This window comes from Azospirillum sp. NS33 (assembly GCF_059703765.1).
Genome location: NZ_BAAKJB010000002.1, coordinates 120,110 through 145,918 on the forward strand (window position 1 = coordinate 120,110; position 25,809 = coordinate 145,918).

General features: G+C 72.9%; 24 protein-coding genes. 5 read left to right on the forward strand and 19 right to left on the reverse strand.

Annotated features, from left to right (window positions below):
- Positions 1-28 precede the first annotated feature (28 nt).
- The 9 genes from AC6H2I_RS03190 to AC6H2I_RS03230 all read right to left on the reverse strand — a co-directional run bounded on the left by AC6H2I_RS03190 (position 29) and on the right by AC6H2I_RS03230 (position 10,162).
- Positions 29-625: a rhodanese-like domain-containing protein gene (locus tag AC6H2I_RS03190; protein WP_497499124.1), complete on the reverse strand. Its 597-nt coding sequence runs from the start codon at positions 623-625 to the stop codon at positions 29-31.
- A 16-nt stretch (positions 626-641) separates the two neighbouring features.
- Positions 642-1,079 (reverse strand): DsrE family protein, encoded by a 438-nt coding sequence (locus AC6H2I_RS03195; protein WP_497499125.1) that lies wholly within the window; start codon positions 1,077-1,079, stop codon positions 642-644.
- Positions 1,080-1,259: 180 nt separating this feature from the next.
- Entirely contained in the window at positions 1,260-2,219 is a 960-nt protein-coding gene (locus tag AC6H2I_RS03200) for an FAD:protein FMN transferase (protein WP_497499126.1), read from the reverse strand.
- Positions 2,216-2,761, reverse strand: a complete 546-nt coding sequence (locus tag AC6H2I_RS03205) for a nitrous oxide reductase accessory protein NosL (RefSeq protein ID WP_497499127.1) — start codon at positions 2,759-2,761, stop codon at positions 2,216-2,218. Before AC6H2I_RS03205 ends, AC6H2I_RS03200 begins: the two co-directional genes overlap by 4 nt.
- The gene (locus AC6H2I_RS03210; protein WP_497499128.1) at positions 2,761-3,591 is read right to left on the reverse strand and encodes an ABC transporter permease subunit; all 831 of its coding nucleotides are present in this window, start codon (positions 3,589-3,591) and stop codon (positions 2,761-2,763) included. The genes AC6H2I_RS03205 and AC6H2I_RS03210 overlap by 1 nt, the downstream gene beginning before the upstream one ends.
- Complete coding sequence (locus tag AC6H2I_RS03215) at positions 3,588-4,505, reverse strand: ABC transporter ATP-binding protein (protein WP_497499129.1); 918 nt, start codon at positions 4,503-4,505, stop codon at positions 3,588-3,590. The genes AC6H2I_RS03210 and AC6H2I_RS03215 overlap by 4 nt, the downstream gene beginning before the upstream one ends.
- The gene (locus AC6H2I_RS03220; RefSeq protein WP_497499130.1) at positions 4,502-5,854 is read right to left on the reverse strand and encodes a nitrous oxide reductase family maturation protein NosD; all 1,353 of its coding nucleotides are present in this window, start codon (positions 5,852-5,854) and stop codon (positions 4,502-4,504) included. Before AC6H2I_RS03220 ends, AC6H2I_RS03215 begins: the two co-directional genes overlap by 4 nt.
- 67 nt (positions 5,855-5,921) lie before the next feature.
- Positions 5,922-7,865 (reverse strand): TAT-dependent nitrous-oxide reductase, encoded by a 1,944-nt coding sequence (gene nosZ, locus AC6H2I_RS03225; protein ID WP_497499131.1) that lies wholly within the window; start codon positions 7,863-7,865, stop codon positions 5,922-5,924.
- Between the two features lie 41 nt (positions 7,866-7,906).
- Complete coding sequence (locus AC6H2I_RS03230) at positions 7,907-10,162, reverse strand: 4Fe-4S binding protein (RefSeq protein WP_497499132.1); 2,256 nt, start codon at positions 10,160-10,162, stop codon at positions 7,907-7,909.
- A gap of 139 nt (positions 10,163-10,301) precedes the next feature.
- Between AC6H2I_RS03230 and AC6H2I_RS03235 the strand changes: the two genes are divergently transcribed.
- Positions 10,302-11,009 (forward strand): ferritin-like domain-containing protein, encoded by a 708-nt coding sequence (locus AC6H2I_RS03235; RefSeq protein WP_497499133.1) that lies wholly within the window; start codon positions 10,302-10,304, stop codon positions 11,007-11,009.
- Between the two features lie 105 nt (positions 11,010-11,114).
- Here the strand turns inward: AC6H2I_RS03235 and AC6H2I_RS03240 are convergent, their stop codons facing one another.
- The 9 genes from AC6H2I_RS03240 to AC6H2I_RS03280 form a co-directional block, all read right to left on the reverse strand.
- The gene (locus tag AC6H2I_RS03240) at positions 11,115-13,583 is read right to left on the reverse strand and encodes an arsenate reductase (azurin) large subunit (protein ID WP_497499134.1); all 2,469 of its coding nucleotides are present in this window, start codon (positions 13,581-13,583) and stop codon (positions 11,115-11,117) included.
- Between the two features lie 16 nt (positions 13,584-13,599).
- Entirely contained in the window at positions 13,600-14,127 is a 528-nt protein-coding gene (locus tag AC6H2I_RS03245) for an arsenate reductase (azurin) small subunit (protein WP_497499135.1), read from the reverse strand.
- Between the two features lie 150 nt (positions 14,128-14,277).
- The gene (locus AC6H2I_RS03250; protein WP_497499136.1) at positions 14,278-15,621 is read right to left on the reverse strand and encodes a sigma-54-dependent transcriptional regulator; all 1,344 of its coding nucleotides are present in this window, start codon (positions 15,619-15,621) and stop codon (positions 14,278-14,280) included.
- Positions 15,608-17,074, reverse strand: a complete 1,467-nt coding sequence (locus AC6H2I_RS03255) for a sensor histidine kinase (RefSeq protein ID WP_497499137.1) — start codon at positions 17,072-17,074, stop codon at positions 15,608-15,610. The genes AC6H2I_RS03250 and AC6H2I_RS03255 overlap by 14 nt, the downstream gene beginning before the upstream one ends.
- Positions 17,071-17,961 (reverse strand): substrate-binding domain-containing protein, encoded by an 891-nt coding sequence (locus tag AC6H2I_RS03260; protein WP_497499138.1) that lies wholly within the window; start codon positions 17,959-17,961, stop codon positions 17,071-17,073. Before AC6H2I_RS03260 ends, AC6H2I_RS03255 begins: the two co-directional genes overlap by 4 nt.
- Positions 17,962-18,068: 107 nt before the next feature.
- Complete coding sequence (locus AC6H2I_RS03265) at positions 18,069-18,590, reverse strand: arsenate reductase ArsC (protein WP_497499139.1); 522 nt, start codon at positions 18,588-18,590, stop codon at positions 18,069-18,071.
- 51 nt (positions 18,591-18,641) lie between these two features.
- Positions 18,642-18,905, reverse strand: coding sequence for a thioredoxin family protein (locus AC6H2I_RS03270; RefSeq protein ID WP_497499140.1), 264 nt, complete (start codon positions 18,903-18,905; stop codon positions 18,642-18,644).
- A gap of 29 nt (positions 18,906-18,934) precedes the next feature.
- Positions 18,935-19,900 (reverse strand): permease, encoded by a 966-nt coding sequence (locus AC6H2I_RS03275; RefSeq protein ID WP_497499141.1) that lies wholly within the window; start codon positions 19,898-19,900, stop codon positions 18,935-18,937.
- A gap of 54 nt (positions 19,901-19,954) precedes the next feature.
- Positions 19,955-20,305, reverse strand: coding sequence for an ArsR/SmtB family transcription factor (locus AC6H2I_RS03280; RefSeq protein ID WP_497499142.1), 351 nt, complete (start codon positions 20,303-20,305; stop codon positions 19,955-19,957).
- A gap of 171 nt (positions 20,306-20,476) precedes the next feature.
- On the opposite strand from AC6H2I_RS03280, the gene AC6H2I_RS03285 reads away from it, so the two are divergent.
- Complete coding sequence (locus AC6H2I_RS03285) at positions 20,477-20,956, forward strand: Xre family toxin-antitoxin system antitoxin (RefSeq protein WP_497499143.1); 480 nt, start codon at positions 20,477-20,479, stop codon at positions 20,954-20,956.
- 26 nt (positions 20,957-20,982) lie between these two features.
- Positions 20,983-21,459, forward strand: a complete 477-nt coding sequence (locus tag AC6H2I_RS03290) for an RES family NAD+ phosphorylase (protein WP_497499144.1) — start codon at positions 20,983-20,985, stop codon at positions 21,457-21,459.
- 199 nt (positions 21,460-21,658) lie between these two features.
- Here the strand turns inward: AC6H2I_RS03290 and AC6H2I_RS03295 are convergent, their stop codons facing one another.
- Positions 21,659-23,695 (reverse strand): methyl-accepting chemotaxis protein, encoded by a 2,037-nt coding sequence (locus tag AC6H2I_RS03295; RefSeq protein WP_497499145.1) that lies wholly within the window; start codon positions 23,693-23,695, stop codon positions 21,659-21,661.
- Positions 23,696-23,940: 245 nt separating this feature from the next.
- On the opposite strand from AC6H2I_RS03295, the gene AC6H2I_RS03300 reads away from it, so the two are divergent.
- Both AC6H2I_RS03300 and AC6H2I_RS03305 read left to right on the forward strand, forming a co-directional pair.
- Entirely contained in the window at positions 23,941-24,366 is a 426-nt protein-coding gene (locus AC6H2I_RS03300; RefSeq protein WP_497499146.1) for a PadR family transcriptional regulator, read from the forward strand.
- A gap of 75 nt (positions 24,367-24,441) precedes the next feature.
- Positions 24,442-25,797 (forward strand): FAD-dependent oxidoreductase, encoded by a 1,356-nt coding sequence (locus AC6H2I_RS03305; protein WP_497499147.1) that lies wholly within the window; start codon positions 24,442-24,444, stop codon positions 25,795-25,797.
- The last annotated feature ends 12 nt before the right edge of the window (positions 25,798-25,809 follow it).

Sequence of the window (25,809 nt, forward strand, 5' to 3'; positions counted from 1 at the left end):
GGCAACGCGCACGGGCCCGGCGACGCCGTCAGGGATGCGCGACGTAGGCCACCGGCGCCGGCAGCCGGTAGGACCAGGGCAGGCCGGAATTGCGCCATCCGTCGACATCGCGGACGCCTTTGCTCGGCCCGTCCTTGCGGGTCCTCCCCTCGAACCCGTCGACCACCGTGTAGGTGCGCAGCCAGCCCCGATCGTGCAGGAGGTCGGCCGCGGGGGCGCTGCGCGTGCTGCCCGACCGGCACATGACGATCACCGCCGTGGTGGCGCGGTCGGCGCCGAGGGCGGCCAGCCTGGCCTCCACCTCGTCGGCGAAGGCGGGGTTGACCGCCATGGCGTAGACGCCCTTCTCGGCGTTCAGGGTGGTGCGGTCGGCCATCATGTACGGCACGTGGACGCCGGTGCCCTCGGCGAACCCGGTGAACATCGCCTCGACCGGGTCGCGAACGTCGACCAGAACCGCCGGGGTCCCGTCCTGGAGGAGCGCCCGGGCCTCCTTGGCGGTCACGTAGAGGCCGGACTTCACCTGCGCCGAGGCGGTGGCCGGCGGGTCGGCGGCGTGCCCGGCGGCGATCGGGGCGAGGGCGAGGAGGCCCGCCAGGGCAAGGCGGCGGATCTGGGGCAGCATGGGGCATGTCCTCCGTTCAGAACGTGAAGTAGCGCACGCCAGGCTTGCGCATGTGGGCGGCGATCGTCGGGGGGCGCACCGGGGTGACGCCGTCGATCAGGTCGGCCGGCGTCGTGCCGGGGCTGTTGGGGAGGTAGATGCCGCACACCTCCACGGTCGCACCCGCCCGCAGGAGCCCCTGCAGCATCTGCTGCGGTGTCTTCCCCGCCGGGGCGATGGCCGGCGCGGCGGCGCCCTTCAGCGCGAGATCGCCGCCGGGACCGCACAGCAGCACCCTGACCGGAACCGCCGACGTGGCCGCCTCGCCCGCCAGGATCATCGCCATCGCCTGGGTCTGCGGGTCGCCGCTGGTGACCACCACGAACAGCTCCTCCCGGTCCGCGGCGTGCGCCGGAGCGAGCGCCGTGGCCGCGGTGGCGCACAGCACGGTGAGGGCGAGAAGCGGTCCCTTCATGTCGCGGTCTCCTGGATGGCTGGAGCGACGACGGTCGCCGGCCGGGCCGGCACTGGCGGCACCGCGGTGGCGGCCGTCTTTCAATTAGCAATAGCTAATAAAAACGGCGGCGCGGCGCATTGACGACCGTCAATCGACCGTCAATCGACCGGCGGTCGGTCGCCGCGCGGGGACCGGGGCTCAGGCCTCCGCCGACACCTCCAGAACGCGTCCATCCGGCGCGGTCAGGCGTGCCTGCGCGCCGGAGAAGCGGCGGATGATGGCGGCGGCACGCTCGGCGGACACCACCGACAGGGCGGTCGACAGGGCGTCGGCCGTGGTCGCGTCACCGGCCAGCACCGTCACCGCGCGCCACCGCCGCGCCACCTCGCCGGTCGCCGGATCGTAGAGATGGCCGACCGTCAGCCCGTAGCCGCCGGAGGTCGCGACGGCCCGGTCCGCCACCTCCAGCGTCGCGGCGAGGCGCCGTGGCGCCGCTGGGTCCTTCAGCCCCACCACCCAGGGCCGGCCGTCGGGCCGGTGGCCGAGCGCCCGGATCTCGCCCATGTCGACCAGGACGTGGTCCATCCCCTCCGCCCGCAACCGGTCGGCGACGCGGTCGGTGATGTAGCCCTGGGCGATCCCGTTGAGGGTCGCCGCCATGCCCCGCCGGAGGAAGGCGACGCGCCCCGGTTCCACCCGCAGGCTGCGGTGGTCGACCAGCCGGCGTGCCGCGGCCAGCGCCTGGGGTGCACGCGGCACGGCGGCGGCGTGGAGCTGCCACAGCGGCTGCACCGTGGGGTCGAAGGCGCCGCCGGTGGCTTCGGCGACGGCGACGGCGTCGCCCATCAGGCGGACGAAGTCGGTCGACGGGGCGTCCAGCGCGCCGTCCCGGTTGAGCCGCACCAGTTCGGAATCGCCGCGGTAGAGGCTGAACGCCCGCTCCAGCCGGGCGACCTCGGCCAGGCACCGGCGGATCATCCGATCCGCCGTGCCACGGTCCGGGTGGTAGAGGGTGAGGCTGGCGGCGGCGCCCAGGGCGCTGCCGGACCAGGTGTGGCGGATGGCCGGCCCGGCCCGGCCCGGGCCGGGCAGGGCGGCGAGGCCGGCGGCGGCGGCGGCGATGCTGATGACCCGCCGGCGGGTGAGGGGGGCGCTCACAGACGGTGCCCCGGGGTGACGGCGGCGGCGTCTTCGGGCGGCTGAAGAATCTCCTCCGCGGTCACGTCGGTGAAGCGTTTGATCGTTCCCCCCTGGGCGGCGGCGAAGGCGCGGGCGGCGTCCTCGGTGGCGAAGGAGTAGGGTTCGGCCTGCCCCATGCCGCCGGCGAGACGGCTTCCCAGCACGTACCAGGCCTGCCGGGCCTCGACCCAGGCGGCGAGGTCGGGGTGCGCCGGATCGGCGGCCCGGCCGACGTCGGTGACGTAGAGGGCGACCACGTCCTTGCGCTCCTCCGGCAGCATGGTGAAGGCGAAGAGGTCGCGCACCGAGCTCATCCAGAGCGCCTGCTCCCGGCCGGCGACCAGCACCTGCCCCTTGGGGCCGGGATGCTCCGACAGCGCCATGCCGCAGTAGTGGCCGACGGCGTCGGCGGTGATCGCCTGGGGCGGCGGCGGGGCGGCGGCGGCGCGGTCCTCCCGGCAGGCCGCGAGCGGTCCCAGAAGGGTGGCGGCGAGGAGGGTGGCGGTGAGCATCCTGCGCATCAGATCTGCCTCCGTGAGAAGACGAGGGCGGCCACGCCCAACGGGGCGACGACCCAGGCGGCGAGCACGGCGAGAAGGGCGGCGGGGGCCACCTGCACCTGGTCCGCCAGCCCGGCGGTGCCGGCGAACTGGCTGACCGACTGGAACCCGACGAGGTTGAACAGGCGGTAGGCGTCGGCCGGGTTGGCCAGCAGCAACCAGGTGAGGACGGTCGAGTCCACGGTGCGCCCCTGGTCGGCGACCACCAGCCCCAGCAGCCCCATGTCGTAGAGCAACACGAACACCAGCCAGAGGGCGACGGCGACCCCGGCGGCGGTGCCGCGGTCGTGCACCACGGTGCTGGCGAGATAGCCGAGCGCCGTGAACGCCGCGCCGAGCAGGACGCTGGACCCGATCATGGCGGCGAACGCCCACCAGCTTTCGGCGGCGATGGCCGGCCCGGTGGCCGCCAGCGCCAACCCGGCCGCCCCGTAGCCGAGCGCGGTGGCGACGGCGACGATGGCGGCGTGGCCGAGGAACTTGCCCAGCAGCACCTGCCAGCGGGCGACGGGGTAGGACAGCAGCAGGGTCATGGTGCCGCGGTCGATCTCGCCGACCACGGCGTCGTAGGACAGCAGGAGCGCGATCAGCGGCAGCAGGAAGATGGTCAGGCTGGACAGGCTGACGATGGTCACCTCCAGCGGGCCGACGGACACGGTGCCGGTCGGGGCGCTGCCGAGAAACGCCAGCGTGAGCGCCAGAGCGGCCATCAGCAGCGTGGTCGCGACCACCCAGCGGTTTCGCAGGCCGTCGCGCACCTCCTTGGCGGCGATCAGGACAAGGGCGTTCATTCGGCCGCCTCCCGGCGCAAGAAGTGGGCGTACATCTCGTCCAGACTGGGCTGGACGATGTCGATGTCGGCAAGGTCGAGATCACGGCAGGCGAGCTGGCGGACCACGGCCACCTTGTCGTCGTTGGCGCAGGTCAGCTCCACCACCCCGCCGGCCAGCCGGACCGGTGTCCCGGCGACGCCGGCGAACGCGTCGGCCGTCCCGTGCGCCAGGGTCAGCCGGACGCGGACCGGCAGCTGGGCCAGCGCGCGCAGGGTGGCGAGCGAGCCCTCCGCCACCTTGCGGCCGCGGTTCAACACGACGACCCGGTCGGCCTGCCCCTCCAGCTCGGTCAGCGCGTGGCTGCACAGCAGGACCGTCGTGCCGGCGTCGCGGAGCTCGCGCACGATCTCGTAGAAGCTTTGCCGCAAGGCCGGATCGAGGCCGGTGGTCGGTTCGTCGAGAAACAGCACCGCCGGGCCGCCCAGCAGCGCCTGGGCGAGCCCGAGACGCTGGCGCATGCCCTTGGAATAGGTGGCGACCCGACGCCGGGCCGCCTCCGGGTCCAGGCCCACCCGCTCCAGCAGCGGGCCGTTGCCGGAAACCGCCACGCCCTTGAGGCGGGCGTAAAAATCGAGGCACTCCCGGCCGGTCATGGCGGGCTGGAACGCCACGTTCTCGGGCAGGAAGCCGACACGGCGGCGGATGCGGGCGGCGCCGGCGCCGGCGGGGTCCTCCCCCAGAACCCGGACATGGCCCTCGCTCGGCGTCGTCAGGCCCAGCATCAGCTTGATCAGGGAGCTCTTGCCGGCGCCGTTGTGGCCGACCAGGGCGACGCATTCGGCGGGGTGGAGGGCGAGGTCGACCCCGCGCACCGCCGCGCGGGTGCCGTAACGCTTGGTGACCCCGGCGGCGAGGATGGTGGGCTCGGTCATGGCTGGTCACTCCGGGCGATGCCGTCGGCCCCGCGGGCCGGCGGGGTGGGGGGCGGCGGCGCCATCAGCGGGCGGGAGTCGATGACGCCCCCGGGATGCAGCGCCGGGAACCGCTTCTGGGCCCAGCGGATCACCTGGACGCCGGGGCTGTTCATCAGCAGCTTGGCGACGGGGTGGGTCCACAGCACCCGGTCGACCACGTCGTTGGGCCGGTAGACCTCGTCGGCGACGCCGTCGCCGTCCAGGTCGAAGGCGGCGTTGTCGGACCAGTAGTTGCCGCGCCCCTGCGCCGACCAGTCGAGGTGGCGGGTGCCGACGTACTTCACCTGGGTGCGGTTGGCGATGAAGGCGTTGCCGGTCATGGCGTTGCGCTCGGACCCGGCGGTGAAGTGGACGCCGATCTCGCAGCCTTCGAAGCGGTTGCCGCTGAGCCGGTTCTTGTTGGCGTTGTAGATGAAGACGCACTTGCCGGTGCCGAAGCGCGGGCCGGGGCCGGTATGCGCACCCGGGTCGAAGCGGCCCAGGACGGTGTTCCCGGTGATGGTGCTGCCGTTGGCGTAGTTCAGCAGCAATCCGTGATCGCGGTCGCCGCGCGACAGGTTGTCCCGCACCGTGAGGTTGTTGGAGAACATGACGGCGAAGCCGACGTCGTTGCCGACGGAGACGTTCTCAGACAGCTCGCTGTCGTTGGTGTACATGTAGTGCACGGCGATGCGCACGGTCTCCAGCCGGTTGCCACGGAAGACGTTGCGCTTGGAGGTGGTGACGAAGATGCCGTCGCGGCCGTGGCGGACGGTGTTGCCGATCACCGCCGCACCCGGGGCGTTCCACACCTGGATGCCGTTGCCGCGCTGGCTGGGCCGCAGGGTGGTCAGCCCCTCGACCGTGTTGCCGCGCACCACGGAGTCCGCCGCGCCCCAGACGTAGATGCCGATCAGGTTGTCCACCAGGCGGTTTCCCTCGACCACCGCGCCGCGCGCGGTCTTGTCCAGGAAGATGCCGGCGTGCTGGTCGATCAGGCTGGTTCCGGAGTGGCGGATTTCCAGCCCGCGCAGGGTGACGCCGGGGGCCGTCACGCGCACGCTGCTGGCGACGCCGGCGCCGTCGATGACGGCGCCGGTCTCGGCCGTCAGGGTCAGCGGCGTGTCGACGACGACCGGGCCGCGGTGGACGCCGGGCGCCAGCACCACCGTGTCGCCCGGTTCGGCCGCGCGCAGGACCGCCGCCAGGTCGCCCGGCGCCGCCGTGAGGGTGGCCGCGGCGGCGGGCGCGGCGGCCGGAAGGATGGCGGTCAGGACGGCGGGAAGGACGGCGAGCAGGACGGTGAGGGAGAGGGCGGGTCCGTTCATGTCGGGGCCGGGTTTGCGTGAGGGGGGACTCCCCCGCCGGGGGGGCGGGGGAGGGCTGCGGAGCCGGCTACGCCGCGCGCGGTTCGACGATCATCCGCCCGGCCATCTCCATGTGCAGGGCGTGGCAGAACCAGCTGCAGTAGTACCAGTGCACGCCGGGCCGGTCGGCGCTGAAGGTGACCGACGCGGTCTCCTGGGGCCCGACCTGCATGTTCACGCCATGGTTGGTCAGGGCGAAGCCATGGGTCAGGTCGTCGATGTCGTCCATGTTCGTCAGGTACACGGTGACCTCGTCGCCCTGCTTGACCGTGAAGTCGTCGAGGCCGAAGGCCGGGGCGCGCTGCCACATGTAGACGCGGACCTTGTTGCCGTCCCGCACCACCTTGGCGTCGTCCTCCAGCACCACGCCGTCCGTCGCCGCCTGCTGGCGGGCGTCCTCCCACAACGGGTCGGCGCGGTCGAACACGTTCGTCGGGTTGACCTTGGAGCGGTGGACGATGAGCGTGTCGTGGGGCTCGGCGAAGGTCGGGCCGTCGTGCACCAGCTTCATCTCGTCGCCGGAGATGTCGATGAGCTGGTCGTTCTCCGGCTTCAGCGGCCCGACGTTGAGGAAGCGGTCCTTGGAGAACTTGTTGAGCGAGATCAGCCATTGGCCGTCCGCCTCCCGGGTCTCGCCCATGGAGGTGTGGTTGTGGCCGGGCTGGTAGTGGACGTCGAGCTTCTGGAGCACCGGCTCGACCGCTTCGCCGGCGTAGGCGCGCCGGGCCAGGTCGATGTTCCATTTCGCGAGCTGGCTGTCGAGGAACAGGGTGGTGTAGGCGTTGCCGCGCCCGTCATAGGCGGTGTGCAGCGGGCCCAGCCCGACGTTCGGCTCGGCGACGACGACCCCGCGGGGTTCGATCTTGTCGTCGAACAGGTCGTCCAGCAGGCGCACGTCGAACACGGTGACGGTGGGCGACAGCTTGCCGTTGACGGTGACGTGGATGCCGTCGGGCGCGGTGTTGATTCCGTGCGGGTTGGCCGGCACCGGGATGTAGCGGGTGTAGGGGGTTCCATGGCGGCCGTCGACGACGGGAACGCCATTGACCACCTCCACAGTGCCGGCCTTCACCGCCTCTTCGATCCGCTTGATGTTGAAGACGACGACCCAGTCCTGCTCGCCCGAGGTCATCTCCGCCGCGGTCACGCCCTCTTCGGAATCGTAGCAGGTCGAGAAGGCGTATTTGCCCTGGTAGTCGCAGTCGGTGTTGTCGAGGTTGCCGTCGACCCACACCTGCCAGGCGATGGTCATGGTGTCGCCGTCCACGGCGGTGAAGTGCGACTTGTACTTCTTCGGCGCGTTGAGGTCGCGGCCGTCGTTGGGAGTGGGCACGCGCTGCTCGCCGTTCGCGAAGACGTAGCCGGTGCGCGGGAACTTCTGCGGGCGCAGGCCGTGGATCGCCGCGGCGTTGGGGATCTCGATGATCTTGTCGGTGCGCATGACGTCGCAGCGGATGCGGGCGACGCGGGTGTTGGCCTTGTCGTTGATGAAGATGAAGCGGCCGTCGTAGGTGCCGTCGGTGAACGACATGTGCGGGTGGTGGGCGTCGCCGTTGAGGTAGATGCCGCCGCGGCTGGCGAGGAAGGCCTTGGTCTCCTCGGTCATCCCCTCGGTGAGGATCTTTCGGCTCTCGTTGGTCTGGCCCCAGCCGGTGGCGGAGCAGCGGTTGAACACGGGGATGCGCATCAGCTCGCGCATCGACGGGATGCCGAGGATGCGCACCTCGCCGGAATGGCCGCCGGAGTGGAAGGCGTAGTATTCGTCGAGGTCGCCGGGCTTCACCTCGTAGCGGCCGCCCGCCGCGGTCGCCGCCTGGGCCGCGCGCGCGCCCAGCAGCGAACCGCCGCCGAGCGACACGGCGGCCCCGCCGCCCACCGCGCCGGTCAGGCCGGCCAGCGCCGCCGCCTTGGCGGTGCCCCCCAGCAGGTCGCGGCGGTTGAGGGAGGCGGTCTTGTCAGTCTCGTTCGACATCGGTGTTGTCCTCTCTTGGGTGTCGAAAAGGGATGCCGGGGTCATCGTCCGGCGGGGCGCGCGGTGACGGTCCCGCAGGTCGGGTCGGTGGTGAGCACGGGCGCCCGTGGCGCCGGGGTCGCCGGCGCGGCGGTGCCGGAGCGCTCGCGCTTCAGGCGCTTCTGGATCACCACCGGGCACTTGTGGTCGTGGTGATAGAGCACCTGGCAGTGCAGGCACTGGATGCACTCGTTGGGGTTGATCCGGCCGTCCGGATGGATGGCCTGGACCGGGCATTCGTTGGCGCAGCGCCGGCACGGGTTGCCGCACTCGCGGTAGCGGTTCAGCCAGTCGAACATGCGCAGGCGGCCGGGGATCGCCAGGGCCGCGCCGAGCGGGCACAGGTAGCGGCAGAAGAACCGCTCGATGACCAGGCCGGCGGCGATCAGGGCGACGGCGAAGGCGACGAACCACCAGTCCCGCACGAAGTGGAGGATGATCGCCGTCTTGAAGGGCTCGACCTCCGCCGCCTGCTCGGCGGCCGCCAGGGAGTACAGCGAGAGGCCGAACAGCACGAGGAAGATCATGTACTTGATCGGCCACAACCGCTCGTGCACGGCGAAGGGCACGGACAGCTGCGGGACCTTCAGGGCCCGGGCCGCCTTTGCCGCCAGCTCCTGCAGCGCGCCGAACGGGCACAGCCAGCCGCAGAAGGCGCCGCGGCCCCAGAACAGCAGGGAGGCCGCCACCGCGGACCACAGGATGAACACCAGGGGGTCCATCAGGAAGTAGTCCCAGGAGAACCCCGTGCGCAGCGCCCCGGCGAAGGTGAAGACGTTCACGACCGAGAGCTGGGCCGTCGTGTACCAGCCGATCCACAGCAGGGTGAAGACCAGGAAGCCCAGCCTCACCCGGCTGTAGAGGGCGGGCCGCGTCACCAGCAGGTTCTGGAAGAAGAAGATCGCGGTCAGCAGGGCGATGGCGGTGCCAAGGATCGCCACGTCCACCAGGCGGCTCTGCCAGATCCGTTGCCACAGCGGGGTCTCGGCGGGCTCCTCGGCGGCCGCGGCGGGCTGCGTTTCGGCGGCCGGCGCCGTGGCGCTCGAGACCGTCGCCGCCGCCGCCGCCGGCTCCGTCGTGACGAAGCGCTCCGGCAGCTGGTAGCCCAGGTCGAAGGTGACGAACGCCTTGTCCATCGGGCCGGTGGCGCGCTGCACCAGGAGCTGGAGGCGCCATGGCGCGGCGGGGTCGAAATCGGCGGTTTCGGGCAGGAGGAAGAGGCCGACCTCGGACAGCCCGGGGGCGCCGGCGGCGGCGATGGCGCCGAGGCGCTTGTGGCCGCGGTCGCGGAAGCGGGTGCCCGCCTCCTCCTGGATCAGCTCGATGCGGTCGAAGATGCCGCCGCGCACATAGCCCGAGCCCTTGAACGAGTAGCGGCCATCCCCGGCCACGACGAGGGCGTGCTGGCCGGGCTTGAGGCGGCGCAGCAAGGTCGCGTATTCGGCGTCGCCGAGCAGGCTGCGACCGATCGTCGGCACGGTGGCGAGGCCGGCGTAGAGGTCGATGAAGGTCTCCTCCGGCGCGCCCGGCTCGGGTCGGGCGATCGCCTCCGCCCTGCCGGTGCGCTCGAACGCGGCGTTGACCTCGCCGACGCTGAGCGCCAGGCGGCGCACCGAACCGTCCCCCACCAGGGTCGCCCAGTCCTCGACCGCGCCGGGGTGCTCGCCCACCCTCTCCGCCAGGCTGCGGCGCACCGCGGGCGCGGCGTCGGCGGCGGTCCCGCCCAGCGCCTGCATGACCTTCCTGCCGGAGCGCACGATGGAGTCGCCGATCACCATGACGGTGACGGTGGCGCCGGAGACGATGTCCACCGGCGGGGCGGCGGCGCTCTGCGAGGCCAGTTCCAGGACGTTGCGGCCGACATAGCCGTTGATGAAGGCGGTGATCCGCTCCAGCGGAATGCCGACCAGCACGATCGGTTCGTGGTGGTCGAGCAGCGCCGCCCCGGCGACCACGCCGTCCGGGGTCAGCCCCACCGCGACGTGGATGGGGCGTCCCGAGTAGCCGGTGGTGTTGACGAAGTCGGACGTCAGGTAGGCGTGGCCGAGGAGAGTGTCGCCCTTGTAGACCGGCGCCACCGGCACCGCCGCCCCGACGGGACCGATGCGGTCGGCGCCGGGAAACAGCGCGCCGGCCGCCACCTGCGGCAGGAAGCGGGGAAGCAGCGGGTCGGCCGCCGCGGCGGGCGTCGCCGCGGCGAGAAGGGTCAGCGCCAGCCCGAGGGCACAGGCGGCGCAGCGCGTCCAGAGAGCCGTCATTCCCCTTGTCCGGGTTCCGTTGAGCGGGTTGCCGACGCATCAAGCCGCACTCCCGATGGCGGGGACTTGATGACGGTCAAGCCGCCCCGGAACTTTCCCGGGCTAGCTTCGGCAGGCCAGACGACAGGAGCGATGCGCCATGTCCCGCCTTTCCCGCGCCTTCCGCCGCCGCGCCCCCGACGGTGCCGTTCCGTCCGCGGACGCGCTCCTGGGGACCGCGCTCGCGCTGGAGCTGGAGGCGGTGCGCCGCTACACCCAGCTTGCCGGGGCGATGGAGCGGCTGGGGGCGGCCGACACCGCGGCGACCTTCCGCGCGCTGGTGGAGGAGGAGCGCGACCACGCCGGCGGCATCCGGCAGTGGGCCCAGCGCCTCGGCCGCCCGGCTCCCGCGGCCGAAGCCGCCGCCGGCCGGATTCCGCCCGAGATCGCCGCGGCCTGGGAGGCCCTGCTGGCGCGGCCGCGGATCACCCCGTACGAGGCGCTGGCCGTCGCGGTGCGCAACGAGGACCAGGCCTTCGCCTTCTTCGCCTACGTCGCGGCCCACGCCGCCGCCCCGGAGCTGCGGGCGATGGCCGAGCGTCTGGCATCGGAGGAGTTGGGCCATGCCGCCCTGCTGCGCCGCGAGCGCCGGATCGCCTATCACCGCGAGGGCCGGACCCCGGCCCCGCCGGTGGGGCGTGGCCTGACGCCGGCGGCGCTGGCGGAGCGCATGGCGCGGTTCACCGACGACGGCGCCCTGGCCGACTGGCTGAGCGCGGTGGCCGAGACCGCCGACGACGAGGCGGTGTTGCTGACGGCCCAGGAGGCGCTGGCGCGGGTGGTGGAGCGGCTGGCGGCGCGGGGCTGACGGCGCTGCCGAGGCGGGGGGGGGTGACGATCGGGGCCACGGTCCCGGCGGCGGCGTTGCAGGGGCGCCGCAGCGCCCCTGCAACGAACCGCGGATGGTGCCGCGCTAGAGCCCGTGGGGATACGCGATGCTCTTGAAGCTCATGGCGTCGGCGCCGGGTGCCCGGCCGATGCGGCGGATGTCGGCCCACACGTTCTTGTAGTTGGGGATCATCAGCTCGTTGGTGCCCTTGCTGATGACGTTGCCGACCTGTCCGGTCGGTGCGATGAACAGCATGAACGCCTGTCCCGGTTTGGCGGTCGGCGTCGGGTAGACCATCGCCTGGGTCGAGCCGACGTCGTTGTAGACCTCCACGAGGTCGCCGGCGGCCAGCCCCAGCCCCGCCATGTCGTCCGGGTTCATCTCGATGGGGGCCACCGGCATGCGCTCGCGCACGAAGGGGGTGTGCACGTCGTAGAATGCGTTCTGCCAGACCAGGTTGTTGCGGCCGTTGTTGATGAGGAAGCGATGGCGGTCCTTCTGCGCCTGCCGGCCGGCCACCTGCAGGCCGCGCCAGGCGGTCTCCAGGAAGCGGGCGCGGCCGTCGTCGGTCTTGAACCGGCCGTCGGTGTAGAGGCGCTTGGTGCCGACGAGCCTGGCCCCCTCGAAGGCCGTCACCGGCTCCTGCACGCCGTTGGTGCCCATGGCGCGCAGGCGCTCGTAGGTGACGTGCTCCCCGCCCTCGGCGTTGGCGTGGTAGCCGTCCATGAAGGCGTCCTCCTCGGTTGTCCAGTCGAACTTGCCCTTGAAGCGCGCGGCGTGGACGTCGTCGCCCGCGTCCCGGAACGACTCCTCCAGCGCGGTGCCGAGGCGTGCGGCGATCAGGCAGTCGGGCAGCGCCGTGCCCGGCGGGTCCATGTAGCGCTCGCTCAGGCGCAGGCGGCGCTCGCCGTTCATCGAGGTGAGGTTCATCTCGCCCGCCGTCGCCGCCGGCAGCCAGACATGGGCGGCCTCGCCGATCTGCGTGGGCAGGATGTCGACGACCACGCTGAACAGGCCGCCCCGCTTGATCGCCGCGACGATCTGGTCGAGCTGGGCGGCGCGGTCGCCGTAGGGCACGCTGTCCATCGCCTCCTTCACCAGGTTGGTGCGGCGGCGGTAGGCGCGGCGGAACTCCTCGGCGTTGAGGGTCGACTTGAAGTGGTCGACCGCCCACACGTGATGGACGCCACCCTGGCCGGCGATCAGCATCTGGTCGACGTAGGCCGCGGGCCGCCCGACATGGGCGTCGGAGGGGCGGACGTAGCCCTCCTGGTGACCGCCCAGGCGCACGCACCCCGTGCCCTCGCGGCCGACGTTGTGCGTGGCCAGCGCCAGGTTCACCAGGGCCGCGTTGGTGCGGTAGTTGTCGTTGCCCCAGATCAGCCCTTTCTCGTAGGCCATCATGGTGCGCCGTGGCGTGCCGCCCTCCTTGGGCTCGGCGATCCAGCGCGCCGCCCTGGCGATGGCCTCGGACGGCAACCCGGTGGCGGTGGCGGCCTCGTCCAGCGCGGTGCGGTTGGCCGCCACCGCCGCCGCGAAGCCGCTGGTGTGGGCGGCGATGAAGTCCCCGGCCTGCCAGCCCCGGGCGACGATCTCGGTCAGCAGCGCGTTCAGCAGCACCAGGTCGGTGCCGGGGTTGATGGCGAGGTGAAGGACGTTCTCCGCCCCGGCGACCGCCTCGCAGGCGTTGACCGTGACGGTGCGGCGCGGGTCGACGACGACGATGCGGGCGGCGGCGTGCGGCTCGCCTGGCAGCAGCGACCGCTTCTTTCCCAGGGACTCCCCGCGCAAATTGGGCACCCAGTGGGCGAGGAAATAGTTGGTCTGGTTTTCCAGCGGGTTGGCGCCGACCACGAAGATGGTGTCGGCCAGCTCGGCGTCCTCGTAACAGTTGTTGAGCTCGCCCACCCCCATGTCGCGGCTGGCGTGCACCTCGCTGTTGTAGGCGGGGCGGTTGTGGATGCGGATGTTCTTGATCTTGAGCGCGTCGAAGTAGAGCTTGCCGGTGCCCCAGGTGTTCTCGTAGCCGCCGGCCGCCCCGCCGTGATCGAAGGCCGAGACGATCACCCCGTCCTCGCCCATCTCCTCGATGACGCGGCGGGTGACGTCGGCGACCAGCGCCAGGGAGTCCTCCCAGGAGGTCGGCATCATCTGCGAATAGCGCCAGACCATCGGGCTGGACAGGCGCGCCGTCATGGTCCCGGTCTGCTCCGACACCCGCGTCTCGGCCATGCGGCCGCCGCGCACCGAGGTGAGGCCGGCGTTCACCTCGCACTCCTTGTCCGGCTTGATCACGAGGTGGACCAGCTTTCCGTTCTGCTCCACCACGTTGTACATGGAGGGCGCGTACCAGGCGGCACTCTCGGCACCCTGCTGGCGCGACAGGTCCTCGCTGAAGGCGTTCTGCTCCGGCCGGACGCCGCCCTGCTGGTCGATCGGCCAGGAATAGGCCTTGTAGCCGCAGCCGACGATGCAGAAGTCGCAGGTGACGTTGTGCACCACGGCGGTGCGGGGCGGGATGGGAAGCTGGTCGATGCCACGCTTGTAGGTCATGGGTCCATTCCCCCTGTCAGCCTTGCAGCACGTTGCGGGTGCGGCCGTAGATCAGCTCGTCGACGCCGAGCGCGGTGATGTCGCCGTTGGCGTCGACGGCGAGGCGGAACATCGGCAGGTTCTGGGTGGCGTGCCCCCACACCTGCTGGCCCGCGGCCTCGCAGTCGAAGCGCGAGAAATGGCCGGGGCAGTTCAAGGTCCGGTCGGCGGCGTCGAAGGCCAGCGGGTATCCCTTGTGCGGGCACAGCGTGGAGTAGGCGACGACGTCGCCGTCGGGCCCGGCGCCGCCCGGCACCCGTGTTCCCAGCTTCACCAGGACGCCGGGGGAGTCGGCGTCGGGCCAGGCGATGGGCAGCGGCTGGTCGACCGTCAGCTCCTCGAGGTTGGCGAGGCGGCCCGGCGGGTAGTCGACGCGGGCCGCCGGCAGGGCCGCCCGGGCGGGGGGCGGGGCGACCGCGGCGGCGGCGGCCCCGGCGGTGACGGCGGCACCGCTGCGCAGGAACTGGCGGCGGCCCAGCGCTGCGAGCTTCGGACACTCCGGCATGAACGGTTCCTCCCTTGGACCGATTGTTGGTAGGCCAAATTGAGCAATCGGCATGCCAGCGGGCGGGCGGCGGGATCCGCGGATGCCGGCGCCGGTTCCGTTCGGAAATCCGGATGGGAGGCGGCGCCGCGTCCGGATTTCCGGACGCCGTCAGGCGCCGTGTCCGCCGGCGATGCCGAGCCGGCGCATCTTCTCCCACAAGGTGGTGCGGCCCACCCCGAGCAGGTCGGCGGCGCGGGCGAGCTGGCCCCCGGCGTGGTCGAGGGTGGCCTGGATGTGGCCGCGTTCGGCGTGGTCGCGCACGGCGGCCAGCGGCGGCCACGGCCCGTCGCCGCCCCGGTCGGGGGGCGCCCGTTCGGGGAACAGGGCGTGCGCCGCGATCGCCGGGCCGGCGGCCAGGGCCACCGCCCGCTCCACGCGGTTGCGCAGCTCGCGCACGTTGCCGGGCCAGTCGTGGGCCAGCGCCGCCGCCTCGGCCGCCGGGGTCAGGTGGTGCGCCGGCCGGTCGAAGCGGCCGGCGAAGTGCCGCAGATAGGCGTGCAGCAGGTCGGGCACGTCGTCGCGCCGGGCGCGCAGTGGCGGCACGGTCACGGGAATGACGTTGATGCGGTAGTAGAGGTCGTGGCGGAAGGCGCCGTCGCGCACCGCCCGCTCCAGATCCCGGTTGGTGGCGCAGACCAGCCGGGCGGCGAAGGGCAGCGGCGCCTCGCCGCCGACCCGGAAGAACACCCGCTCCTGCACCAGGCGCAGCAGCTTGGCCTGGACGGCGAGCGGCAGGTCGCCGATCTCGTCCAGGAACAGGGTGCCGCCGGCCGCCCGCTCGGCGTGGCCGCGGTGCAGCGCCCGCGCCCCGGTGAAGGCGCCGCGCTCGTGCCCGAACAGCTCGCTGTCGATCAGCTCGGGCGGGATCGCCGCGCAGTTGACCGCCATGAACGGAGCGGCGGCGCGCGACGAGCCCTGGTGCAGGAAATGCGCCGCCACCTCCTTGCCGGCCCCGCTCTCGCCGGTGATCAGGACGGTGCTGTCGACGTCGGCGATGCGGCGCAGCAGGCGCTCGACCGCGCCCATCGCGGCCGAACGGCCGAGCGCCCCGGACGGGCGGCCGGCGCCGCTGCGCCGCAGCAGGTCGGCGATCCGCGCCAGGAAGTCGTCGACGGCGAACGGCTTGGTCAGGTAGTCGTCGGCGCCGGCGCGGACCAGGCGCACCGCCTGGCCGATGTCGCCAAAGCCGGTCATGAACACCACCGGCGTGCCGCCCAGCCGCGGCGCCAGCGCGGGGAACAGCGCCTCGCCGTCGAGGTCGGGCAGGCGGATGTCGCAGACCACCAGGTCGGGGTGCTCGCGGTCGAGGGCGGCCAGCGCCTCGCCGGCGGTGCTCCACCACAGCGGCCGGTAGCCTTCCAGGCGCAGCCGCTCGACCAGGGATTCGCCCATGATGGCGTCGTCCTCGATGACGGCGATGGTCGGGGGTGCGTCGGCCTCACTCCGCGGCATGGCTCAGTCTCCCGTCGTCGTGGCGAAGGGCGGGGCAGGGCAGGGTCAGGGTCACCGTGGTGCCGCCCGGCGCGGCGGCGACGGTGACACCGCCCCCCGTGCGTTCGAGCAGGCGTGCCACCGTCCACAGGCCGAGGCCGCGGCCGCCGCGCGGCAGCGGGGCGGCGCCGCGGCTGGCCAGCAGGGCCCCCATGGCCGGCGGCAGGCCGGGGCCCTGGTCGCTCACCGCCAGCCGCAGCGCGCCCGCGCCGCGCTCCGCCTCCAGCACGACCCGGGCGCCGTTCGGCGAGGCGTGGCAGGCGTTGAGCAGCAGGTTCAGGGCCATCTGGCGCACCGCCGCCCCGTCGACCGGGGCCGGTCCCGCCAGGCCGTTGCGCCACACCAGCTCCAGGCGCCGCCGCTGCGCCTCGTGGGCGACCAGGAAGCGCAGGTCGTCGAGGTCCTCGGGCGCCAGCGCCGCCCCGCCGGGCGGCTCCTTGTAGACGACCAGGGCGGCGCGGACGACGCTGGCGATGCCGTGCAGGCCCCGCTCGATCAGCGCGGCAGAGCGCTGGCGCACGGCGTCGTCGGCGCCATGGCGCTTCAGGGTGTCGACCGCGGTGAGCATGCCGCCCAGGGGGTTGTTGACCTCGTGCGCCATGCCCGAGGCGAGCCGGCCGAGCAGCGCCAGCTTTTCCTCGTCGGCCAGCCGGCCGGCCAGCGCCTCGCGCTCAGCCAGCGCCTCGGCCATGGCGTTGAAGCGGCGGAACAGGCGGCCGAATCCGGTCTCCTGGCGGGCGATGAAGCGCTCCGGGATGGGGGCGGGCGTGCCGGTGCGGACGCGCTCGACGTGCTCCTCCAGGATCGCCAGCGGCCGCATCAGCCGCGCCACCAGGGCGTAGCCCACCGCCGCGAAGGACAGGGTGAGCAGGGCGTTGAACAGGACGAGCGTGGTCAGCACCTCGCGCCGTGCCGCCATCAGCGGGGCGATGTCCATCTCCGCCAGCACGTGGCCCGACGGCGCCGCCGCCGTGCCGAGGCGGCGGTGCGCCCAGGCGGTCCGCCGGCCGGGATCGAGGACGAGACCCGCGGCACCGGCGAGGTGCCCGCGCAGCGGCGCCGGCAGCGCCGTGCCCACGGGATGGCGCGGCGGGTCGCTGGCGGCGAGCACGGTGGCGTCGGGCAGGGTGACGACGAAGACGCGCGTCGCCACCCCCGTATCGCGCCGGCGCAGCCGGTCGAGGATGTCGAAGGTCTCCCACACGTCCTGGCGGGCGACGTGGGGCTGCAGGGCGACGGCGAGGCTGTCGAGCTGGGCCGAGGCGAGGGCGCGCAGGTGCGCCTCCTGGTCCGCCGCCAGCCGGGTGAGCACCGACCAGGACAGGACGCTGCCCACCGCCGCCATCAGCAGCGCCACCAGCAGCGGCACCTTGACGGTGAGCGGCCAGGCGGCCGGGGCGGGGAGGCGGGTCATGGGTGGGCCCGCACGACGTCGTACATCGCGGCGATCGGGTCGAACAGCGACGGGTCGGCCACCGTGAAGCCGTCGAGGCGCAGCAGCGCCAGCACGTCGCGCCCGGCGGGGTGGTCGGCCATGGACACCAGGGCGCGGCGCAGGGCGGCGATGTCGGCGCCGTCGCGCCGCGCCGCCGGGCAGGCGACCGGCGGGAAGCCCAGCCAGGGCGAGCGCCGCAGCACCCGGGTGCCGGCGACCAGCGCCGGCTCCACCTCGGCCATGACGTCCCAGACATAGCCGTCGACGCTGCCGCCCTCGGCCAGCCCGCTGGAGACGGCGCGCACCACGTTGCGGTGCCCGTAGGTGAAGAAGCTGCGGCGGAAGACGCTGGCCGGCGTCTCGCCGCGGGTCGCCAGCAGGTGCTGGGTGACCAGGAAGCCGGAGTTGCTGTCGGGGTCGGAAAAGGCGTGCACCGTGCCGCGCAGGTCGTCGACGGCGGCGACCGGGCCGCCGGCGCCGACGATGAGGTAGGACTGGTAGAGCGGCCGGCCGCGGTAGAGCGGCACCGCCACCAGCGCCAGCCGCGGCCGGTACTGCACGAAGGGGAAGCCGCAGATCCAGGCGGCGTCGAGGTTGCCGGTCAGCAGGAGGGTGGTGATCTCCTGGTAGGTGCGGCGCTGCACCAGCGCCACCGGCCGCCCCGTGGCGGCGCCGAGGTAACGCTCCAGCGCCGCCAGCAGGGCCGTGTCGGAATCGAGGAACACCGGCGTCAGGCCGAAGCGCAGGGCGTCGCCGCCGCGGGCGGAGGACGCCGCCAGGATGGCACCCGTGCCGGCGGCCAGGCCGGCGAGACCGCCAAGCAGGGTGCGGCGGCGGCACGCGGGTCGCCCGGCGGTGTCCGGCATGCGCTCCTCCCCGTCGGAGGCTTTCACTGTTTTGCAACAGTCTAAGCGAGCGCGGCGGGGCGAGGCAAGAACTCGTCCGTTGGGCGGACGAATGGTCTAGGCGCGGGTCAGGCGACGTCGCTGTCGGCGTGGTGGATGCGGCCGATCTCGTCGAGGCGGCGCTTGAGCGACAGGCGGTCCAGCCCCTCCAGCCGCAGGCTGGCGAAGATCTTGATGCGGCTGTCGAGCTCGAAATAGGCGCGGCGGAACGCCTTGGCGCGGGTCTCCTCCGGCCCCTGGACGGCGACCGGGTCCTCGACGCCCCAGTGGGCCGTCATCGGCTGGCCCGGCCACACCGGGCAGGGCTCCCCCGCCGCCTGGTCGCAGACGGTGAAGACGAAGTCGAGCTGGGGACTGTCGGGGCGGGCGAACGCGTCCCAGTCCTTGCTGTGCAGCCCCTCGACGGAATGGTTGAAGCGCTGCAACAGGTCGAGCGCCGTGGGATCGACCAGCCCGCGCGGGCGGCTGCCGGCGCTGAAGGCGGCGAAGCGCCCGTTGGACCAGCGGCGCAGGATGCACTCCGCCATGATGCTGCGCGCCGAGTTGCCGGTGCACAGGAACAGCACGTTGTAGACCTTCGCGGGCGCCATGGTGCCTCCGTCGGGGCGGTCAATGGTTCGATGATTTTCCAAATATCAAAATCATTCGCCCCGGTCAAGCGGCGCCCCCTGCGCCCGCAGCCAGCCGTCCACCGCGGCGGCGGCCGGGACGCCGCCGGCGTGGACGACGGTGCCGTCGACCACCACCCCGGGGGTGCGGATGACCCCGTGGCCGAGGATGACGGCGGGGTCGGTGACCTTCTCGACCGTGACGGACACGCCGAGCGCGGCGGCGCGCTCCTCGATCAGGCGGGCGGTGGCGAGGCAGGTGCGGCAGCCGGACCCGAGAATCGTGACGGACGTCATGGTGTCCTCCCGTGCGTGGGATGGTGGGATCAGGCGAAGAGGGCGTTGAGCAGCAGGCCGACCGCGGTGAAGGCGACGGCGAGGAAGCCGCCGAAGAAGGCCAGCATGGGCACCCGCAGCACCTTGCGCAGGATGATGAACTCGGGCGGCGAGATGGCGACCACGCTCATCATGAAGGCGATCACCGTGCCGACCGGCACGGACTTGGCGAGCAGCGCCTCGGCGATGGGGATGACGCCGGTGGCGTTGGCGTAGAGGGGCAGCCCCATCAGCACCGCGGCCGGCACGGCGAACGGGTTGTCGGCGGCGGCGGTGCGGGCGAACAGCGCCTCGGGCACGTAGCCGTGCAGGGCCGCGCCGACGGCGATGCCGCCCAGCACGTAGGGCCAGATGCGCCCGACGATGTCGCGGACCTCGCCCCAGGCGCCGCGCACCCGGCCGCGCAGCGAGGTGTCGGCGGCGATGCGCGCCGCCCGGCCCATGCGGATGGTCCAGACATAGGGCTCGACGTAGCGTTCCAGGCCCAGCCGGTCGATCAGCACGCCGCCCAGCGCGCCGACCCCCATGCCGACGGCGACGTAGATCGCCGCCAGCTTCCAGCCCAGGATGGAGGCGAGGATGACCACCGCGACCTCGTTGACCATGGGCGAGGTGATGAGGAACGCCATGGTGACGCCGACGGGGATGCCGCCTTCGAGGAAGCCGATGAACAGCGGCACCGAGGAGCAGGAGCAGAACGGCGTCACCGCCCCCAAGGTCACCGCCAGCAGGTAGCCGAGGCCGCGCGAGCGGCCCTCCAGGTACTCCCGCACCCGCTCCGGCGCCAGCAGGGAGCGGAACAGCCCCATGACGAAGACGATGGCGACCAGCAGCGCGACGATCTTGGTGGTGTCCTCGACGAAGAAATGGACGGCGTCGCCGAGCCTGCCGCCGCGATCGAGGCCGAGCATGCCGTAGGCCGTCCAGTCCGCCAGCCGGGTGAAGATCGCGAACATCGCCTTGCCTCCCCCTTGCGCCCGGGACCGGGTGCCGGGCCCCGGCCGCGCCGGTCACGCCGCGCGGGTGCGGGACGGCCGCCCCGGCATGGCGGCCAGCCGCTCCAGGTCGCCGCGGTGCGCGGCGTCCCCCTCCAGCCCGTCGGCCGCCGCCGCGACGGCGCGGCGCGCCCACGGCGCGAGGTCGTCGGCCACGGCGTAGAGCACCCACCGGGCGTCGCGCCGCAGCCGCAGCAGCCCGGCGTCCCGCAGGGTCGCCAGATGCTTCGACGCCTTGGGCTGGGCGATCGCCAGCGCGTGGGTGACCTCGCACACGCACAACTCCCCCTGGCGCACCAGCAGCGCCAGGGCGCGCAGGCGGAGCGGGTCGGACAGGGCGGCGAAGACGGCGCTGACGTGGTCCATGGGGCGAGTATGCGCCGCGCCGCATATGAGTGAAATGGGATATGCGGACGGGCGCATGTGACGGAGCGTCGCGGGGGCAATTCCTCTGATGGCTTTCGCAGGCGCCTGAAGGTGTTTGAACTCCGCTGCGTCCGATGTCATATTTTTTGCGACACATGACGGGGATGGGCTATGCCTGCGACCGGGCGCCAATTGAGCCAAGACGACGCGGGTGCTTATCAGCGGATCACGGATCTGCTCGGAGGCGAGCGTGTGTTCAAGCGCCGAGTCACGACACCGCTTGAGGCCCACAACGCCATAAAGAGCGGGCTGCCGGGCGGGGCTCTTCACCACCTTGTCACCAATCTCCGCGTTTTGAAGCCGGGGAACATCGAGCGGGCGGTGGGCATGAGCGTGCGCACCTTCCAGCGCCGGAAGGGTGCGCCAGACAAGCCCCTCAGCTCCGAACAGGGCAGCCGGACCTGGAAGCTCGCCGAGATCCTCGCCCAAGCGACCGAGGTTTTCGGATCGCAGGAAGCGGCGGAGCAGTGGCTTGAGTGCCCGGCCATGGGGCTGGACTACAACCGCCCCCTGGACCTTCTGGACACGTCCGCCGGCGTCGAGATGGTCGAAGAACACCTCGGGCGGATGGCCTACGGGGTCTACACGTGACGCCGCTCCCCGCGGCTCTCGGTGGAATGGACCTCGTGGCGTGGCGTCTCGATCCGGAGTCGTTCCACGCGACGTGGGACAGCGGGGAGGGGGCGTACCGCTTCGGCGGCCGTTGGAACAGCAAAGGCATTCGGGCCGTCTATTGTTCGATCGACCCATCGACAGCCATTCTCGAAGTCGCAGTCCACAAGGGTTTCAAGGCGTTGGACATCGTGCCGCATGTGCTGACGGCGCTGACCATCAGCGATCCCGCCGACGTTCACGTGGTCGACGTCGACTCCGTACCCAATCCGAACTGGCTCCGGCCAGGGGCGCCGAGCGCCGGACAGCAACAGTTCGGAGATGCGCTGGTGCATGCGCATCGGTTCGTCCTCATGCCAAGCGCCGTGTCGTCGCACAGTTGGAATCTGCTGTTCCTTGCCACGGTTGCCACGGGCACCTACCGTGTCCGGATGCAGGAACGGTTCGCGCTGGACACACGATTGCACCCGGCGTCTTCATAGCCGCCCAGTGAACCGGACGTTGATCGGAGCCCGTTGCAATTGGCCTTGGGATATATCAATAGAAAAAACAACAAAATGCGCGCTTTGAGTTTTGACTGGCCGATCCAGCATTATCGATAGAGTTGTTGTATCCAAACCTTCATTAAATTAATACATGTATCGTGCGCTTCGTTGCACGGACACGCGCACTGCCACCCTTTCACCCCACCCCCACCCCCACCCCCACCTCCTCCGCCGTGCTCGCCTGCACCACCCGCACCAGGGTGTGCCGCAGCTCGGCCACGCCGGTCGCCAGGTGCTCCACCGTGGTGCGGACCAGGCCGGCGTGGTCGCCGGTCGCCGCGGCCTCCTCGGAGACGCGGGCGATGCAGTCCGACACCTCGCGGGCGGCGCCGGCGGTGTCCAGCACCACCGCGGCGATGCTGCGGGTGGCGGCGGACTGGCGGTCCATGGCGCCGGCGATGTCGCCGTGCACGCGGTCCATGGCGCCGACCGCGGCGGCGATCTCCTCCATGACCGCCACGCAGGAGTCGGTGGCGGCGCGGATGTCGGCGAGCTTGCGGCTGATGTCCTCGGTGGCCCGGGCGCTCTGGCCGGCCAGTCCCTTCACCTCGGCGGCCACCACCGAGAAGCCGCGCCCCGCCTCGCCGGCGCGGGCCGCCTCGATGGTGGCGTTGAGCGCCAGCAGGTTGGTCTGCTCGGCGATGCTGCGGATGAGGTCGGCGACGTCGCCGATCTGCGCCACCGTCACCGCCAGCGAGCGGATGGTCCCGGTGGCCCGCTGGCCGTGCTCCACCGTGGCGGCGCTGGTCTCGGCGGCACCGGCGATGCGGGCGCCGATGGCGGCGATGGAGCGGGTCAGCTCCTCCGTCGCCGCCGACACGGTCTCGACGTTGGCCAGGGTCTGCGCCGCCGCCGCGGTCACGCTCTGGGCGTAGGTCGCCACCCGGTCGGCCGAGCGCGCCACCGCCTCGGCGCTGCCGGCCATCTCCCGCGTCCGCCCGGCCACCTCGTCGACCGCGCTGCCGGTCTCCGCCTCCACGGTCGCCGCCATGGCGGCCAGCGCCTGGCGGCGGCCGGTCTCCGCCTCGGCGCGGCCGGCCTCGCGCTCGCGGGTCAGGCGCTCGACCTCCAGGGCGTTCTCGCGGAAGCGGGCCAGGCTGCGGGCCATGCGGCCGATCTCGTCGCGGCGCCCGGTGTCGGCCACCGGGCGGGTGGTGTCGCCGCCGGCCAGCGCCTCCATGCCGTCCTGGATGCGGGCGAGCGGACGCACGATGCCGCGGGCGATCACCAGCGCCAGCCCCACCCCGAGCAGCACCCCGCCCAGCGCCAGGGCGCCGGTCAGCAGCGTCGCCGCCGTGGTGGTGCGGTCCATCGCGTCGACCGCCGCGTCCTGGCGCTCCCGCATCGCCGCGCGCAGCGCCACCGCCCGTTCCGCCGCCGCCGCCACCGCGGCGCGGTAGGCGGCGATGTCCTGCCGGTAGGCGCTGGCCGCGCCGTTCAACTGGACCAGCCCCTCGTAGAGGACGCCGGCGTCGCGCTTGGCATAGCGCAGCGGCGCCCGGGCGTCGCGCGGCCGGCTGGCGAACCGCGGGTCCAGCGCGTCGAGGGCGGCGCGGAACGCCTGCACGTCGGCCCGCGCCGCCTCGAACCCCTCGGGGTCGAGACGGTGGGCGTAGGCGAGGCCGGACACCAGCGCCGCCCGTGCTGCCGCCGCGGGGTCGGGCGCCGCGGGGTCCGGCGCCGCGGGCTCCGGCGGGGACGCGGCGCCGTCCTCCGCCAGCGCCCGGTCGAGGGCGGCGAGGCTGGCGCGCAGGTTGGCCGCCGCCAGCAGGGTCACGGCGCGCCCGTCCTGGCGCGAGACGACGCGGATGAGCGCGCCCTCCAGGGCGGTCTCGTAGGCCGCGGCGGCGGTCCGCACCGCCTCCACGGTCGCAGCGGGGAGGAGGGCGGCCAGCGCCTCCAGCGCGCTCTGCGCCCGCGACCGGGCGGCTTTGGCCGCGGCCAGGTCGGGCTGATCCTCGCTGGCCTCGTAGGTCGCCACGGCGCGCGACAGCTCGGCCAGCGACAGGGCGTAGCCGTCGGCTGCGGCGGCCACCGCGGCCTGGGCGCGGACCGCCCGCCCGGAATCCTGCGCACCGTGGAAGCGCACCACGGCGAAGGCGCCCACCACCACCAGCAGAAGGAGCAGGACGCCGAACCCGGACTGGATGCGCCGCGCGATGGTCAAGGTCATGTCAACCGCTCCCGTCCGTCATCCCGGCGTTCCAGGCGTCGCCGCCGATCCTCCGGCGTTCCGCATTCTGGTTCAATGGTTGTCCAAATGTCAAAATAATGGCATCCGGTTCCAGGGCGCTGTCCGTTTCGTGAAGCTTTTCTGACGATCGCGTGCCCCCGCTCTTCACCCATCGACCCTTGACGCGTCGGCCCTTGACGCATCGGCCCTTGACGCATCGACCATCGATGGATGACGATGAGGGCATGGCACACCCGACCGCACGCCCGACCGCACGCATCCGCCCGGTGACCCGGCCGGCGCCCGACCTCACCAGCCGCTCCTACTGGAACGGCACCATCAAGATGAGCCTGTCCAAGTTCTTCATCCTGCGCGTCCTCCACGACGCGCCGATGCACGGCTACGACATCGCCCGCGCCGTGGAGCGGACGACCAGCGGCTGCTGCTCGCCCGCCGAAGGGACGATCTACCCCGTGCTGCGGGAGTTCGAGGAGGGCGGTTACGTCACCTCCCACGCCGAGGTGGTCTCGGGCCGGGAGCGCAAGGTCTACACCCTCACCGCGCGCGGCCGCGACGCCTTCCGGGTCGCCGTGGAGGCGTGGATGGAGGTCACCCGGGCGCTGATCGACAGCGAACGGGTGGCGCAGGACGGCGGGGGCTGCTGCGGCTGATCGGGCGGCCGATTTTCATGGCCGCATGCATCGACGATTGGTGCATCGACGGTCGACAACGGGGAGGGAGCACGGATGAGCACGGAGCGTCCGATCGTGGTGGTGGGCGCCGGCCCGGTGGGGCTGGCGGCGGCGGCCCATCTGCTGGAACGCGGCCTGACGCCACTGGTGCTGGAGCGCGGCCCGGCGGCCGGGCACGCGGTGCGGGCCTGGGGCCATGTGCGGGTGTTCACCCCCTGGCGCTACGTCGTCGACGCGGCCGCCGGCCGCCTGCTCGAGGCCGCCGGCTGGACGGCGCCCGAGCCCGAGGCGATCCCCACCGGCGCCGAGATCGTGCGCGCCTATCTGGAGCCGCTGGCCGCCCTTCCGGCGCTGGCGCCGCGCATCCGCACCGGTGCGACGGTCACCGCCATCGGCCGCGCCGGGCGGGACAAGCTGGCCTCCGCCGGCCGCGCCGACGCCCCCTTCGTGGTGCGCTGGCAGGACGCCGACGGGGCGGACCACGCGGCCACCGCCGGCGCCGTCATCGACGCCTCGGGCACCTGGTTCGCGCCCAACCCCATGGGCGTGGACGGGCTGCCGGTCCCCGGCGAGGGCGCGGCCGGCGACCGCATCGCCTACGGCATCCCCGACGTTCTGGGGGCGGCGCGCCACACCTATGCCGGGGCGCGGGTGCTGGTGGTCGGTTCCGGCCATTCGGCGATCAACGCCGTGCTCGACCTGCTGGCGCTCCAGGAGGACGCGCCGGAGACGCGGGTGCTGTGGGCGCTGCGCCGCGACGGCGTGGCGCGGCTGCTGGGCGGTGGGCCCAACGACCAGTTGCCGGCGCGCGGCGCCCTCGGCCTCGCCGCCAAGCGGGCGATCGAGGCGGGGCGGCTGGAGCTGCTGACCGGCTTCGCGGCCAGCCGCGTGGCGTGCCGCGGAGGCGGCCTCGCGGTGGTGGCGACGGTGGCCGGACAGGAGGTGGAGCTGGCGGTCGACCGTGCCGTCGTCGCCACCGGCTTCCGCCCCGACCTCGCCATGCTGCGGGAGCTGCGGGTCGCCCTCGATCCCGCGGTGGAGGCGCCGCCGGCGCTGGCGCCGCTGATCGACCCCGAGCTGCATTCCTGCGGCACCGTGCCGCCCCACGGCGCCGCCGAGCTGGCCCACCCCGAGCCCGGCTTCTACATCGCCGGCATGAAGAGCTACGGCCGTGCCCCCACCTTCCTGATGGCGACGGGCTACGAGCAGGTGCGCTCCATCGCCGCCGAGCTGGCCGGCGACCACGCCGCCGCCCGCGACGTCCACCTCGTGCTGCCCGAGACCGGCGTGTGCAGCACCGCGGCGCTGACCGGTGAGGACGAGGTTGCGGGCGGCTGCTGCGGTGGACCGGCGCCGGCCGCGGTGGCGGCCGCGGCACCGGCGGCCGGCTGCTGCGCCGCCGGTCGGTGAACGGAGCCGGGC

Bases quoted from the DNA above. Each gene is read 5' to 3' on its own strand.
- nosZ (WP_497499131.1), bottom strand. From the start codon at position 7,865: ATGTCGAACGAGACTGACAAGACCGCCTCCCTCAACCGCCGCGACCTG.
- AC6H2I_RS03250 (WP_497499136.1), bottom strand. From the start codon at position 15,621: ATGCCGCGGAGTGAGGCCGACGCACCCCCGACCATCGCCGTCATCGAG.
- AC6H2I_RS03210 (WP_497499128.1), bottom strand. From the start codon at position 3,591: ATGAACGCCCTTGTCCTGATCGCCGCCAAGGAGGTGCGCGACGGCCTG.
- AC6H2I_RS03300 (WP_497499146.1), top strand. From the start codon at position 23,941: ATGGCACACCCGACCGCACGCCCGACCGCACGCATCCGCCCGGTGACC.
- AC6H2I_RS03280 (WP_497499142.1), bottom strand. From the start codon at position 20,305: ATGGACCACGTCAGCGCCGTCTTCGCCGCCCTGTCCGACCCGCTCCGC.
- AC6H2I_RS03245 (WP_497499135.1), bottom strand. From the start codon at position 14,127: ATGCCGGAGTGTCCGAAGCTCGCAGCGCTGGGCCGCCGCCAGTTCCTG.
- AC6H2I_RS03260 (WP_497499138.1), bottom strand. From the start codon at position 17,961: ATGCCGGACACCGCCGGGCGACCCGCGTGCCGCCGCCGCACCCTGCTT.
- AC6H2I_RS03270 (WP_497499140.1), bottom strand. From the start codon at position 18,905: ATGACGTCCGTCACGATTCTCGGGTCCGGCTGCCGCACCTGCCTCGCC.
- AC6H2I_RS03240 (WP_497499134.1), bottom strand. From the start codon at position 13,583: ATGACCTACAAGCGTGGCATCGACCAGCTTCCCATCCCGCCCCGCACC.
- AC6H2I_RS03275 (WP_497499141.1), bottom strand. From the start codon at position 19,900: ATGTTCGCGATCTTCACCCGGCTGGCGGACTGGACGGCCTACGGCATG.
- AC6H2I_RS03190 (WP_497499124.1), bottom strand. From the start codon at position 625: ATGCTGCCCCAGATCCGCCGCCTTGCCCTGGCGGGCCTCCTCGCCCTC.
- AC6H2I_RS03230 (WP_497499132.1), bottom strand. From the start codon at position 10,162: ATGACGGCTCTCTGGACGCGCTGCGCCGCCTGTGCCCTCGGGCTGGCG.
- AC6H2I_RS03195 (WP_497499125.1), bottom strand. From the start codon at position 1,079: ATGAAGGGACCGCTTCTCGCCCTCACCGTGCTGTGCGCCACCGCGGCC.
- AC6H2I_RS03290 (WP_497499144.1), top strand. From the start codon at position 20,983: ATGGACCTCGTGGCGTGGCGTCTCGATCCGGAGTCGTTCCACGCGACG.
- AC6H2I_RS03305 (WP_497499147.1), top strand. From the start codon at position 24,442: ATGAGCACGGAGCGTCCGATCGTGGTGGTGGGCGCCGGCCCGGTGGGG.
- AC6H2I_RS03255 (WP_497499137.1), bottom strand. From the start codon at position 17,074: ATGACCCGCCTCCCCGCCCCGGCCGCCTGGCCGCTCACCGTCAAGGTG.
- AC6H2I_RS03235 (WP_497499133.1), top strand. From the start codon at position 10,302: ATGTCCCGCCTTTCCCGCGCCTTCCGCCGCCGCGCCCCCGACGGTGCC.
- AC6H2I_RS03265 (WP_497499139.1), bottom strand. From the start codon at position 18,590: ATGGCGCCCGCGAAGGTCTACAACGTGCTGTTCCTGTGCACCGGCAAC.
- AC6H2I_RS03215 (WP_497499129.1), bottom strand. From the start codon at position 4,505: ATGACCGAGCCCACCATCCTCGCCGCCGGGGTCACCAAGCGTTACGGC.
- AC6H2I_RS03220 (WP_497499130.1), bottom strand. From the start codon at position 5,854: ATGAACGGACCCGCCCTCTCCCTCACCGTCCTGCTCGCCGTCCTTCCC.
- AC6H2I_RS03295 (WP_497499145.1), bottom strand. From the start codon at position 23,695: ATGACCTTGACCATCGCGCGGCGCATCCAGTCCGGGTTCGGCGTCCTG.
- AC6H2I_RS03285 (WP_497499143.1), top strand. From the start codon at position 20,477: ATGCCTGCGACCGGGCGCCAATTGAGCCAAGACGACGCGGGTGCTTAT.
- AC6H2I_RS03205 (WP_497499127.1), bottom strand. From the start codon at position 2,761: ATGCGCAGGATGCTCACCGCCACCCTCCTCGCCGCCACCCTTCTGGGA.